Source organism: Deinococcus aerolatus (assembly GCF_014647055.1).
GTDB classification, from domain to species: domain Bacteria; phylum Deinococcota; class Deinococci; order Deinococcales; family Deinococcaceae; genus Deinococcus; species Deinococcus aerolatus.
Map to the genome: position 1 here is coordinate 61,238 of NZ_BMOL01000013.1, position 12,757 is coordinate 73,994.

General features: G+C 62.1%; 11 protein-coding genes. 7 read left to right on the forward strand and 4 right to left on the reverse strand.

Annotated features, from left to right (window positions below):
* The first annotated feature begins 251 nt into the window (after positions 1-251).
* The gene (locus tag IEY31_RS13465; protein ID WP_188972853.1) at positions 252-1,682 is read left to right on the forward strand and encodes a replication initiator protein A; all 1,431 of its coding nucleotides are present in this window, start codon (positions 252-254) and stop codon (positions 1,680-1,682) included.
* Between the two features lie 158 nt (positions 1,683-1,840).
* Here the strand turns inward: IEY31_RS13465 and IEY31_RS13470 are convergent, their stop codons facing one another.
* Positions 1,841-2,290 (reverse strand): MerR family transcriptional regulator, encoded by a 450-nt coding sequence (locus IEY31_RS13470; RefSeq protein ID WP_188972855.1) that lies wholly within the window; start codon positions 2,288-2,290, stop codon positions 1,841-1,843.
* Positions 2,287-3,261, reverse strand: a complete 975-nt coding sequence (locus IEY31_RS13475) for an NADPH:quinone oxidoreductase family protein (protein WP_188972857.1) — start codon at positions 3,259-3,261, stop codon at positions 2,287-2,289. Before IEY31_RS13475 ends, IEY31_RS13470 begins: the two co-directional genes overlap by 4 nt.
* A 125-nt stretch (positions 3,262-3,386) precedes the next feature.
* Here IEY31_RS13475 and IEY31_RS13480 point away from each other — a divergent pair, with 125 nt between their 5' ends.
* Both IEY31_RS13480 and IEY31_RS13485 read left to right on the forward strand, forming a co-directional pair.
* The gene (locus tag IEY31_RS13480; protein WP_188972859.1) at positions 3,387-5,183 is read left to right on the forward strand and encodes an acyl-CoA dehydrogenase; all 1,797 of its coding nucleotides are present in this window, start codon (positions 3,387-3,389) and stop codon (positions 5,181-5,183) included.
* On the forward strand, positions 5,183-6,016 hold the full coding sequence (locus tag IEY31_RS13485) for an alpha/beta fold hydrolase (RefSeq protein ID WP_188972861.1): 834 nt from the start codon (positions 5,183-5,185) through the stop codon (positions 6,014-6,016). Before IEY31_RS13480 ends, IEY31_RS13485 begins: the two co-directional genes overlap by 1 nt.
* Before the next feature lie 220 nt (positions 6,017-6,236).
* Here IEY31_RS13485 and IEY31_RS13490 read toward each other — a convergent pair whose 3' ends face one another.
* Together IEY31_RS13490 and IEY31_RS13495 are read right to left on the reverse strand one after the other, a co-directional pair.
* Positions 6,237-6,899 carry a hypothetical protein gene (locus tag IEY31_RS13490; protein ID WP_188972863.1) on the reverse strand — a complete coding sequence of 221 codons (663 nt, stop codon included), beginning with the start codon at positions 6,897-6,899 and terminating at the stop codon, positions 6,237-6,239.
* Positions 6,900-7,388: 489 nt separating this feature from the next.
* On the reverse strand, positions 7,389-8,153 hold the full coding sequence (locus IEY31_RS13495; RefSeq protein ID WP_229723606.1) for an alpha/beta fold hydrolase: 765 nt from the start codon (positions 8,151-8,153) through the stop codon (positions 7,389-7,391).
* 239 nt (positions 8,154-8,392) lie between these two features.
* Here IEY31_RS13495 and IEY31_RS13500 point away from each other — a divergent pair, with 239 nt between their 5' ends.
* From IEY31_RS13500 to IEY31_RS13515, 4 genes are all read left to right on the forward strand, one after another.
* Positions 8,393-8,692 (forward strand): transposase, encoded by a 300-nt coding sequence (locus IEY31_RS13500; protein WP_188972917.1) that lies wholly within the window; start codon positions 8,393-8,395, stop codon positions 8,690-8,692.
* A 316-nt stretch (positions 8,693-9,008) separates the two neighbouring features.
* Complete coding sequence (locus IEY31_RS13505) at positions 9,009-9,734, forward strand: ZIP family metal transporter (RefSeq protein ID WP_188972867.1); 726 nt, start codon at positions 9,009-9,011, stop codon at positions 9,732-9,734.
* A gap of 324 nt (positions 9,735-10,058) precedes the next feature.
* Positions 10,059-10,931: a cupredoxin domain-containing protein gene (locus IEY31_RS13510; protein WP_188972869.1), complete on the forward strand. Its 873-nt coding sequence runs from the start codon at positions 10,059-10,061 to the stop codon at positions 10,929-10,931.
* Between the two features lie 172 nt (positions 10,932-11,103).
* Positions 11,104-12,420 carry a multicopper oxidase family protein gene (locus tag IEY31_RS13515; protein WP_188972871.1) on the forward strand — a complete coding sequence of 439 codons (1,317 nt, stop codon included), beginning with the start codon at positions 11,104-11,106 and terminating at the stop codon, positions 12,418-12,420.
* Positions 12,421-12,757 lie beyond the last annotated feature (337 nt).

A 12,757-nucleotide genomic window follows, 5' to 3' on the forward strand; every position in this document is an offset into this window, starting at 1 on the left:
TCCGGTACTTGTAAGACACAATCGCCTGAGTAGTCCGGTAACGAGAGGTCCAATCGCCTGAGTTGTCCGGTAGTGGCCTGCCTGTGGTGTGTCGGCTGCAGATTTTCCCTCTAGGACGAAATTTTCTCCGGATACGGGCCACCCAATCGCCTGAGTTGTCCGGTAGTCTATTTTCCCAATCGCCTGAGTTGTCCGGTAGTGGTTTCCTGGCTCCTCAGACAGCTATTATGCATAAACCCCAACGGGAGGACATGGCGTTGACCCGTACCAAACGTTCCCAGAAAACCAGACCAGCTACCCCCAAAGAAATCTCGCGCATCGACGAAGCCAACGTGGGCCGGCTGGGTCTGATCAGCATCCAGGAACGTGTACCGGACAGCTTCACGTCCTGGACGGTCGACTTCCATGTCGAGGGACGGCCGGCGCGGCTGAGTTGCGACGCGATCCCCAAATACGGGGGGGTGCCGCATGGCCTGGACGGTGACATCTCGACGGCGCTGATTGATCTGTACGTTGAAGACGGCTGTCCGGAGGACGGTACGCTGCACACCACGGCGTACCAGATCCTGAAGCGCGCCGGCCTGCATGACTCTGGACGCTATTACCAGAACCTGCGTCAGACGTTGTTTCGCTTGCGGACCTCCACCTACACTGCCTCAGAAGCGTGGCGCGATCACCGGCGGGGCAACTGGACCACTGTGACCTTCAATTACCTGGAAGCCCTGGAATTCACCAGTGGGGACGAGGATCTGGGCCTGAACCGCAGCAGCACCCTCAAGATCCGGCTGGCGACGCCGATCACCAAATCAATTCGTGCCCAGTACACCAAGCCGCTGGACCTGGAGTTCCTGACCAGCCTCGACCGACCGCTGACCCGTGCGCTGTACCGCCTGCTGGACGCCCGGCGTTATCCCCCAGAAGATCCGCGCGAGCCGCTGGCCTCATTTACAGTCAACCTGATCGACTGGGCCGAGGCGTGCAAGATCGTGGACCGCCGCAGTAACAAGATTCGATCGACGCTGCAGGGCGCCCACGAGGAATTAATAGAGCGGCTGTACCTGAGTGCCGTGGAATACGAGGGCCGGGGGCAAAAGCAGCAGCTGACCTACCGCTTTGCCGATCTGGCGGACCGCGAGGAGTCCACGTTGCCGGACAGCCCCTTGATTGTGGCGCTGGCCGAGTACCGGGTGTCCGGCGCGGTGGCCCGCAGGCTCATCGAGGAATACGGAGAGCCGCATGTGCAGGCGCGTCTGGCCAAGTTCGTCCGCCTGCTGGACAGTGGGTTCAAGGCCCGCAACCGCTCGGCGCTGCTGGTGGACATCGTCCGCGATCAGGACGGCAAGTACCCCGAGACGGAAGCGCCGCAGGAGAAGGTCGTCCAGAAAAAGAGTCGGCCGCCGTCTTCCAACATGCCCACGCTGGTCGAGGCCACCGACGAACCACAGCCGCTTGAAGCGCAGGTGGACTCGGCCCTCAAGACCCTGCAGTTCCTGTTGCGCGAGCGTCTGAGCGTCAGCGAGTACGCCATGCTGCGGATGGGCCTGATCATCGGCCAGCCGGACGCGCAGGAGGTGACCCGGCTGGCCTCCAGGGCCAAGGTGGAGGGCAAGCTGGACACCTTCACTGCCGAGCTGCTTGAGCACCTGGGCCATCTTCAGGTCACCGACAGTGCCGCAACGTGAGCCGTGAAGGGTCCGCACACTACCGGACAACTCAGGCGATTGGGAACCAGGAGGCGTGGGAAAAAGGCTGCTCGTCACGTGACGAGTGAAACCGGTCGCCCTTGCCTCCCCTGGCTTTTTGCTGTGTCAGTCGAGTGCCGGACCTTCCTAAGTTGCGCCTAACCCTTTGCAGCTGTTTTTCCATCCTTGCCGATAAACCGCTTGGTCAGCCAGCGGTCCAGGCGGGCAAGGTTGTCGGCCTGCCGCTCGTAAGCCGCGTTGATGGCGCGCAGCCGGGTCTGCAGGGCCTGCAGGCGCTCGTCGCCGAGCGGCACGTCCTCACGCTTCCAGTCGCGTCGGCGGTTGCCCGCCAGATCATGGGTGGCGCGGCGCAGGATCACCATGTCGCGGGCCTCATCCAGCGGCATGCCCAGGGAGCGCAGGTCAATCAGATCACGCAGCAGCCGCAGCGAGTAGGGACCGTACAGCAGTCGCCCCGACGCGGTGGTCAGGTCCGGGGTCAACAATTCCAGCTCGGCATAGTGCATGACGGTGCGGCGCGTGACCCCCGCTTCCCGCGCCAGCTCGGCGGTGGTATAGAAGGTGGTGGCAGGGGCGTCCGTGCTCAAGGAGTGATGACCACCTTGCCAGTCACGCGCCGTTCCAGCAGATCGCGCATGGCCTGTGGTCCGTCTTCAAGCGCGTAGCGCTGACTGACCAGTGGCCTGACCGTGCCGTCCATGACCCAACCTGCGAGCCGCGCCAGATTGCGGGCGTTGGCCGCCGGATCACGCTTGGCAAACTCACCCCAGAACACGCCCACCAGCGACGCACCCTTGAGCAGGGGCAGGTTCAGCGGCAATTTTGGAATCTCACCGCCTGCAAAGCCGATCACCAGATAGCGCCCGCCCCAGCCGATGCTGCGGAAGGCGGGTTCAGCGTACCTGTCGCCCACCGGGTCAAAGATCACGTCCGGACCCTTGCCGCCCGTCAGTGCCTTGAGCCGTTCGCGCATATCCTCGGTGGCGTAGTTGAAGCCCTCGTCCGCGCCGTGTTCGCGGGCCAGTTGAAGTTTCTCGTCACTGCCCGCCGCCGCGATCACCCGTGCGCCCAGCGCCTTGCCGATCATCACGGCGGCCAGCCCCACGCCGCCCGCCGCACCCAGGACCAGCAGCGTCTCGCCTGCCGCCAGCTGCGCGCGGTCCACGAGGGCATGCATGGTGGTGCCGTAGGCGAGAGGCAAGGTTGCGGCCACCTCGAAATCCATGCCGTCGGGCAGCGGCATCATCGCGGCCGCGTCTGCCTTGAGGTGCGAGGCGAACGCGCCCAATCCAGTAAATGCGACTGCCCGCTGCCCGACTTTCAGGTGCGTGACGTCCTTTCCGACGGCAGTGATGATGCCGGCCGCCTCGGCCCCAGGCACGAACGGCAGGGGAGGCTTGATCTGGTACTGGCCCATGACCATCAGCGCGTCCGGATAGTTCACACCGGCTGCCTTCACTTCCAGAACAACTTCATTGGCGTTGGGGAGGGGATCAGGCTGGGTCTGGACGGTCAGGGTCTCGGGCTGGTCAAAGGTCTGGCAGATCAGGGCGCGCATGGTGGTACCTCCTGAGAATCGGGACTGGGACGGTGGGGCGGAATGCCCTATATTAACGCCAACGTTCAAAGTAGACGTGTACGGACACCTGTCCCGTCCCCCACCACATTCAAGGAGTACCTGACATGGCCCCTTTCCTGAGCAAGCGAGACCTGCATTTTCAACTGTTCGAGGTGCTGGACAGCGCCGCCCTGACCGAGCGTTCCCGCTTCGCCGATCACAGCCGCGAGGTGTACGAGGACGTTTTGAATCTCGCCTACAACGTGGCTGACCGGTACTTCGCCAGCCACGCCCGCGAGGCAGACCTGAACGAGCCGCACGTGGTGGACGGCAAGGTGCAGCTTTTGCCAGCGGTGAAGGAGGCGATGCGGGCTTTCCGGGAGGCCGGGTTCTTTAGTGCCCACCATGACGAGGAGCTGGGCGGCCTGCAACTGCCTTGGGTGATGACGCAGGCCGTGCAGGCACATTTTCAGGCGGCGAACGTGGGCAGCAGCGGTTACCCCTTCCTGACCATCGGCAACGCCAACCTGCAGCGTGTGTTCGCCTCGCCCCAGCAGCAGGAAAAATACATGCTGCCGCTGGTCGAGGGCCGCTGGTTCGGCACCATGGCCCTTTCGGAGCCGCATGCCGGGTCCGGGCTGGCCGACATCACCACCACGGCGACGCCGAAAGACGACGGCACCTACAGCATCAGCGGCAGCAAGATGTGGATCTCTGGCGGCGAACACGAGCTGAGCGAGAACATCGTTCACCTCGTTCTGGCACGGATCAAGGGCGGCCCGGCAGGTGTCAAGGGCATCAGCCTCTTTCTGGTGCCGCGCTACCGGGTGAGCGACGACGGCACCCCTGGCGAGACCAACCACGTCGTGCTGGCCGGCCTGAACCACAAGATGGGCTACCGGGGCACCACCAACACGCTGCTCAATTTCGGCGAGGGCGGCGAGAGTGTGGGCGAGCTGGTGGGCGAGGCTGGTCAGGGCCTGCGCCAGATGTTCCACATGATGAACGAGGCGCGCATCGGCGTCGGCATGGGCGCGGTGATGCTGGGCTACGCGGGCTACCTGGCAAGCCTGGAGTACGCGCGTGAACGTGCCCAGGGCCGAGCTGCCAGCAACAAGGACCCGCTGAGCCCCGCCATCCCGATTATCGGCCACGCAGACGTTAAGCGGCTGCTGCTGCGGCAAAAATCGTTTGTGGAGGGCGGGCTGGCGCTGGGTCTGTACGCCTCGAGCCTGGTGGATGACCTGCAAACCGGGCCGGAGGACAGCAGAGCTGACACCTCCCTGCTGCTGGACCTGCTGACGCCCATCGTTAAATCCTGGCCCAGCAAGTACAGCCAGGAAGCGCTGAGCGACGCCATTCAGGTGATGGGTGGGGCCGGATATACCCGCGACTACCCCGTCGAGATGTACTACCGCGACAACCGCCTGAACCCCATCCATGAGGGGACCGAGGGCATTCAGGGCAACGATCTGCTGGGCCGCAAGCTGACGCAGGCAGGCGGACGCGGGTTACAGGTGCTGATGTCGCATGTTGAAGGTGAGCTGCAAGCCTCCGAGGGACTGGGCGGTCTGGACGAGATTCGCTCCACCTTGAAATCAGCACTGGAGCAGAATCAAACGGCGCTCAAAGCCATCCTGGGACGTGCTGTGGACCTGGGGCCGGACCTGTTTCTTGCGAATGCCAACAGCGCCCTGGAAATGCTGGGCCATACCGTTGTCGGTTGGATGTGGCTGCGTCAGGCCGCTGCCGCCGCCCGCGCCCTGCCAGATGCAAAGGGAGAAGACGCCAGCTTTTATCAGGGCAAATTGCAGGCCGCCCGGTTCTTCGCGATTTATGAGCTGCCCAAAATCGAGTTTCACGCCCAGTTGCTGGCGAGGGCCGACGCCACCACGCACGAGATGCAGCCGGAGTGGTTCTGATGACTGGAAAGATTGCCGAACCCCGCCTGTGCAACATTGGCACGCGCACACTGGCCTATGACGAGGTGCGGCCTGAACACCCGCAGGGCAACGTCCTTTTTCTGACCGGGCTGGGCAGCAACCGCCTGGGCTGGCGCGGACAGCTCCCAGTCTTCGGGGAGACGTACCGCACCCTGGCGATTGACCACCGCGATACAGGCGACAGTGACCCCACCGATGCCGACTACGCCACCGTCGATCAGGCTGATGACGCCGCAGCGTTCCTGCGGGCCATGAACGCTGCGCCCGCGCATGTGGTGGGCATCAGCATGGGCGGGTTTATCGCGCTGAATCTGGCGGTGCGCTGGCCGGAACTGGTGCAAAGCCTCACGCTGGTCAGTACCTCGGCGGGTGGGGAGAGCCATGTGAAGCCGGATGCGGCGGGCCTCGAGTCCCTGCGCCCTGACTTCACCCTATCTCCCGGCGACCGTGCCCGCCGCACCTACAGCTTGATGATGGCAGCTGGGTTTCTGGAGGCCAATCCTAAAGCTGCCGACGCTATTGCCGCCAACGCCAGCTACCGTCCGCTGACGCCAGAGCAGTACGCCCGCCAGTTCCGCTCCACACGCACGCATGACGTGACGGCCGAGCTTGAAAAGCTTCGTGTGCCAACGCTGGTGGTCCACGGCGACGCCGACCCACTGGTGCGCTACGAGAACGGACAGCATCTGGCTGCCCACATTCCCGGCGCGGAGTTCATCACTTACTCCGGCACCGGGCATATTCCGACGGTGGAGCGGATGCGAGAGTTTAACCGGGACGTGTTGAACTTTGTGCGGAGAATTGAGCCATAGCGATCAGCGCTGTATTCTTCAGTGCAACTGATGGTCTGCCTCTGAGTGTCGCAGTCGGCAGGGCAAGCAAGGCCTGCTCACCCGCAAGCATCGCCGCCTGCCCCTGTTGTGGGGGCAGGCGGCGATGCTTGCGGGCGGTACCGGTGCCCCTCTCCTCGTTACTGGTGCCGCTCGAATTGGGAAGTCATTTCGAGCAGGGCCGGTGTCTTGTGGAGTGCGGTTAGCGGAAGTTGCTCAGGGTGACGCTGGCATCGCCCAGTTTGAAAGAGAGTCGGCAGCCAGCCAGAGCGTCATTGTCGGCGCTGATCTGCATGCTGACGCCCGTATCGTTCTTGCCTCCAGTCGTGAGGATATTGATGGCCCGGTCGGTAGAGGTCTGGTCCGCATTGGCCACGACGGTGTTGCTGGTGAGCTGGTAGGTGGTGCCGCCGATGCCTGTTGTTGTTTTTGTGGCACGGATGGTGATCTTGGGCGAACTTTTCAGGGTCACCGCGCTGGCCTTGTCGGACGAGTCCCACAGACCGATGCTGAAGGTGTCGATGGTGAGATTGAATGCATCTGGGGTCAGGCAAGACCCGGATATGGTGGCATCCGTCAAGCTCATTTTCACGCTGGCTGCGTGAGGCCGCATTCCGAAGGGAACGTCCGAGGGGTATTTGAGATCAGCGAACGATGCAGGCGGCAGAGATGCGCTGGTGTCGTACTGGACTGTCCCGCCGACGGATTGAATCTGCAATGCGCTGGAGCTCGTGAGCATTGCGCCGTTCAAACCGGCCAGATTACCGACGGTCTGTGGGGGGACAAAGGCTCCGACAATGGTGCCACAACTGGCCAGCAGGGGCAGGCCGAGCCATAGTAAAGCGGGTTTATGGAATCGAATCATGTGTTCTCCTTGGGTAGGCGTGTCTGTGGCGCCTGGCGCCACAGATGGCGGATGATGTAAGCGTGTTGGGCTACGAGCGTAAGGACTGGACTCCAAAGTATCGATGTGCCCGGTCTCAGAAAGGGTAAAGGCCTGTTTATGACAGCCGTCTGACACCTGATGCCCTCTGGCTGAACGGCGTCGTGAACACCATGGGCATTCTTCTGCCCGAGCCGGAAAAATGGGGTCAGGGCTTCGTCCTTGTTCCTTTTAGTTTCATGGCCAGATGCCGACGATGGGCCGTGTCATCGGCTCCACACATCCACCCGGTCCGGATCTGGATCTGTAATTTTTACATTGGATGCGGGCGAGGCCTGGCATGAACTGCTGCAGCGATCTCAGTCAGCGCCGACGCACTGTCCACCTGGCCGCTTGTGGATGCCTTCTCCTGGTGGCGCGCTGGGTGCTGGCACCGGCATGCCGGTCCTGTCTGCCTCCACCTGGAGACCTTTACGGCTGGCTGAAGAATGCTCCCAGTACCGGGGCGAGCACCGCGGCGTCGACATCATGGGTCTGGCCTTCGAGCACAAGCACTGAGGCGTTGGGCATCGCTGCTTCCAGTCGGAGAGCTGTGTCGCGCATAAATGGATAGCTCGCATCGCCAACCATCAGTAGGGTGGACTGAGCCACAGCGGCCGCCCGGGCGCTGGGTACCGTGCCATTCGGACCCAGCAGGGCTGCGTGGTCGTAGGCCATGGTGGGGGCGAGTGCCTCCAAGGCTGGCCAGAAAGGAGCGTGCCTCATTCCAGCGATCTGTTCCTCGGGGGTGCCCACCTGCGTCATGAACCGCGCCATTGCGTCGCCCCGGCGCCCTGCGTCCAACAGCGGCAGCAAATCGGCGAGATAGGCCTGCCAGACCGTTTGTGCGGAGGGGCTATCGTTGTACGGAATCTCATAGAGGGCCAGGCGTCCGACTCGCGTGCTGAGGGCCAGGGCCGCTTCGAGAACCAGGGCGCCGCCGGAGGAATGGCCATAAAGGTGGGCGTGACCGCCGGTTGCCTCGATCAGAGCAGCGAGGTCTTCAACCTCACGGCTGATGCTGTACGGCGCGGTATCGCCGCTGTCACCCCGACCACGACGGTCATAATTGATGACCGTGAATTGCGCTGAGAGGCGCTGAGCAAGAGCGCGGGCACCCGCGGTCGAGCGTGAACACAGGGCGCCGACGACCAGGATGATCGTCGGTCCCTGCCCGATCTGCTCGTAGGCGATCACTGTACTGTCCTGGGAAGTTACAGTCTGCATGGCCCTCTCCCTTGTATTTTAACAGAATCAGCTATTGCGGTTACGGTAACAGGCAAAATGGATGCTGTCAATATGGACGTTTGAGTGGCGTGGCCTGCGCCTGAAACCGCTTGAACGACACCACGAAGTGAATTTCCAGGACGGGTCCACACGCCAGGTCACTTCGTCCCAGTCAGTGGGCACGCCGACCACACCCGGAAGAAGCCCAGATGCCAGGAGGCAACCACAGCGGCGATTTCAAACTCAAGTTGGTGGACGAGAGCAATGCTGGCCGTCACACCAGCGCTCAGCTCTGCCACAAACATTCACGGGCACCCAGCCTGATCCATCGGTGGCGCAAGGAGGCCGATGCACGCGGCAGCGACGCGCCGCTCCAGAAGCGGCACCAGATCATCATGGTTGCGAGACACGCATACTCCACCGTGACGGTGCGTCGCCTGTGTGACCTGCACCGTGTGGGTCAGGCCTGGTCCGTCCTTCAACTGGGCCGTGAGCCTTTGGATCAGTGACTGGCCAAAGAGATCGAGGCGGTGTTGTTAAAGTTGAGCGGGTGCGGCGACCGCCGAGTGACCCGTGGCCTTGCTCGGAGGAAGCGTCCAGCGCCCACAAATCTGCGGGTGTTGCGGAATGCCGCCCGCTGTGCAAAACCAGGGCGGCGCTACTGGATCGCGGCAGACTTCACCACCAGCGGGACACGCCTCCACAGTTTGCTGTTGCACATCTGCCTGGAGACCAGGGAGGGCCTCCACCCTGATTCAGGCCCAGTGGGACACTCTGCTCCTCGCGGCCAGGTTCAAGAGGCTTGCTCAGTGCAATACTTCTGCCATGTGGACTGCTGCCTTCTGGGGTCTGGCCGGTGGCTCCTCCCTGGTCCTTGGCGCGCTTCTCGGGCTCTATGCCCCTCTGAACAAAACGTGGGTCGCGTTGATCATGGCTCTCGGAGCCGGCGTCCTGGTGAGCAGTGTGGCCTTTGAACTGATGGACAAGGCATTTGGTCAGGGGGGACTTGACGCGGTCTCCATCGGGCTGCTGCTCGGTGCGCTGGCCTTCTTCCTGGGCGATCTCGCAGTCAATCGTGCCGGCGGAAAACACCGCAAACGCAGCAGCGGTCAGCAACAGGAAGGACAGGCCTCTGCAATCGTGCTGGGAACTTTGATGGACGGGATCCCGGAATCCATCGCCATCGGGGTAAGTCTTCTCGCCGGTGGGAAGTTAAGCTGGATCTTCGTGGCGGCTGTATTCCTGAGCAACATTCCAGAAAGCTTGAGTGCGAGTGTTGGTCTCAAGCGCGCCGGACACCGGCCCATCCGGATCCTCCTGATGTGGTTGGCCATCGCGCTTCTCAGCGCGATGGCCTCTGGGCTGGGCTACGCAGCCTTGCGTGGCGCAGACGTTAATCTCACCGCTGGCATTCAGGCCTTCGCTGCTGGGGCAATCCTGACGATGTTGTCGTCTACCATGTTGCCCGAGGCCTATGAGGAGGGTGGAGCCATGATTGGCTTGGCCACCACCTGTGGTTTTCTGGCCGCGTTCACGCTCAGCCACCTGTGATTGCTGCGTCACTTCGCCCAAGGTGGCGCGATCCTCTATACGGGGTTCGCGCACAGAATCTGCGGCAGGGGAGCAGGCAGAGCGGTTGCGTGGTTGTGCTCCAGTGCTCACGCCAGAAAGATGCTGGGGTTCGCTCCATACCTGACGAACTGGTTGCATCCGCGAAGTCTCTTTTTGCCGCTGAACGAGATTTCTGCAGCACTAACCCTCAGGCCTGAAAAAAGGTTTAAGATTTTTAAAGACCTTAGGACTGCGCTTGAACTGGTGAGAGGTCCAGGGTTGTCAGCCGCCGCTGCGACGCGGGCGACTGGCCAGGAGGAGTGTATGAAGCACACACGCGTGTCCTTGCTTACCCTCACCTTCGCCCTTTTTGGCGCGGCCCTCGGCCAAGCGGTGCCTTCGGTCAACGTGACCGCAACCGCCTCTGGCTTCCAGGTACCCGCGACGGTGCCAGTCGGCCACGTTCAGTTCAACTTTGGCAATGCCGGCGCGCCGGCAGGGGACATTGTTGTTTTCAAGGTGAACTCGGGCGCTGACCCAGCAGGGGTCAAGAAGACTTTGTCGGCGCTTGCGGTTGGTCTTGCTACCGGCGAGGACACCACTGCGGTTGAGCAGCAACTGTTCAACCTGGGGCAGCTGTACGGCGGCGCGCTGTCCATTGCCCCTCAAGGCCGCGTGCAGGTTGGTATGGGCCTTGAGCCCGGAACCTACGTGGTCAGCACCACCGCTACCAACGATGACCAGAAAAATCCTAAAGCACTCGCTGACATGGGCTTTTTTCAAACGTTTACGGTGCCTGCGGGCAAGGGCGCGGCCGCGCCAAAAACGGATTACACCGTGCAGCTTGCTGACTTTGCTGTGTCCCTGCCTCCGACTCAGGTGATGGCCGGCACCCATACCTGGGAGGTGGTGAACGACGGCCGGCAGCCGCACTTCATGACAGTGGCCAAGCTGAAGTCCGGCGTGACTGCCGATGACGTGATGAAGATGATGGCTTCCGATGGACCACCGTCCGGACCTGCTCCGATGGAAGACAGCCCCGGTCTCGGCATGAACGTTCTCTCGCCGGGCAGAAGTGCCACCGTCACCATGACACTGACTCCTGGAACCTACTTCACCGCCTGCTTCGTGGCCGATCCAGTCACCCACAAGCCGCATGCCATGCTCGGTATGATTCGCTTCTTCACGGTGAAATGAGGCCGCCAGACTTCGAGCAGCTGAAGTGCAGCGTGAGGAGTGGCTCTGGAGGCTGACAAGAGGTGGCCTGGTCGTGAGCGGAGCTCAGAATGCCCCTGGTCTTCATAACGCGGGAGCCGAAGTCTCACTGTGCAAGCACCGTATACGTCAGCGTCACCATTGTGGAGGCGCCATGTTCCGATTTGCCGGCTTTGCCGTTTCGCTGCTGATTCTGTTCGCATCCGCTGTCGCGGCCGCACCGGGCCCCGACCGCGCGAGCCTGATCGACCAGTTCTTGCACACCCGGGTCGGCACCGTGTCACTCAAAGCCTTCAGCGGGCAGGTGCGCGAATTCACGCTGGAAGTGCACCGTATCCAGGCCGAGATTGCACCGGGCATCAAGGTGGAACAGTGGGCCTTTGGCTTTCCGGGACAGACCCCCAGCGTGCCCGGTCCGGAGATCCGCGTGAAGCAGGGTGACCTTGTGCGGATCACACTGCACAACACCCTCGACCAGCCGCACACTATTCACCTGCACGGCATCGTGTCGCTCGCACAGCGCATGGACGGACTTGATCCGGTCTTGCCGGGCCAGAGCTTCACCTATGAGTTCGTCGCAACAGATGCCGGCACCTTCGCGTATCACTGTCACTTCCAGACGAATCTGCACCTCGACATGGGGATGTACGGTGCCTTGATCGTCGAACCAAGTGATTCTGCCAGCGTGATCTGGACGAGCGAACACACCCTTATCCTCGACGAGTGGGACAGCCGCCAGGACCCTGAGAATCCGGTGCATCATGTGGTCCCGAATTATTTCCTCGTTAATGGCAGAGCCTCGCCACTGATCCCGGACCTGCCAATTCTGCCAGGCGACGTGAGTCTGCTGCGGCTCATCAACATGGGGTACGACGTTCATTCCATGCATCTGCACGGCGTGACCTTTCTTATCGTTGCTAAAGACGGGCATGATCTGCCCCAACCCTACAAGGCCGACACTCTTCTCATCGGGCCGGGCGAGCGTTATGACCTGCTTGTGAAAGGGCGTGACGGCAGATTCGTATTTCATGACCATATCGGGCGGCATGCCACCAACGACGGCGTCTATCCCGGCGGCATTCATTTTATGGTGGCTGGCGGTCCGGCCCTTGATGAACACGGGCACCCGGATGCGCACGCCGACGACCTGTCGCACGACATGGGAGGCATGGGCGAGAGGACGAACGTGACCAGACTGCCGCTTCTGGGCGGCGCAGACACCCCTACCATCCACGCGGCAGGCTTCAAGTTCACGCCGCAACTCCTGAGGGTCAAGCGTGGCACGGCCGTCACGTGGCATAACAGTGACATCGTGGCGCACAGCATCGTGCTGCGGGATGTGGACGGCAGCACGACGACTTACAGTCTGCCGCGCGGCGGCGACCTGAACGTGGTCTTCAGGAGGTCCGGCGTTTATACCTACCATTGTCTGCCTCACCCGTTCATGACCGGCTCCATCACCGTGGAATAAGGCGGGCTGAACAGTCGGATCAATCGCCTGCACGCCGTGGTCAGCCGTCAGTAAGCACGTTGCCGCTCAAGGGTCATGTGCAACCTGGGTGATGTGAACCCTGCCGGATGCTGCGGAGCACATTCGCATCATCCTCCGTTCCAGTCAGGATCAGGACGTCACCATCTCTGTGGACTGTCGTGTGTGAAAAACGTGGCAGTGGTGCAAAAGCAGTTGGACATCAAGCCTATTGAGGACTGGAGTCACCGCCTCCAAGCGGCTGGAGCAACTGTTCAGTCTGGTGACTTTGGCCTGGTGGCGCGCGGTCTGGTACCACAAAAAACCGATCTGGACGGGA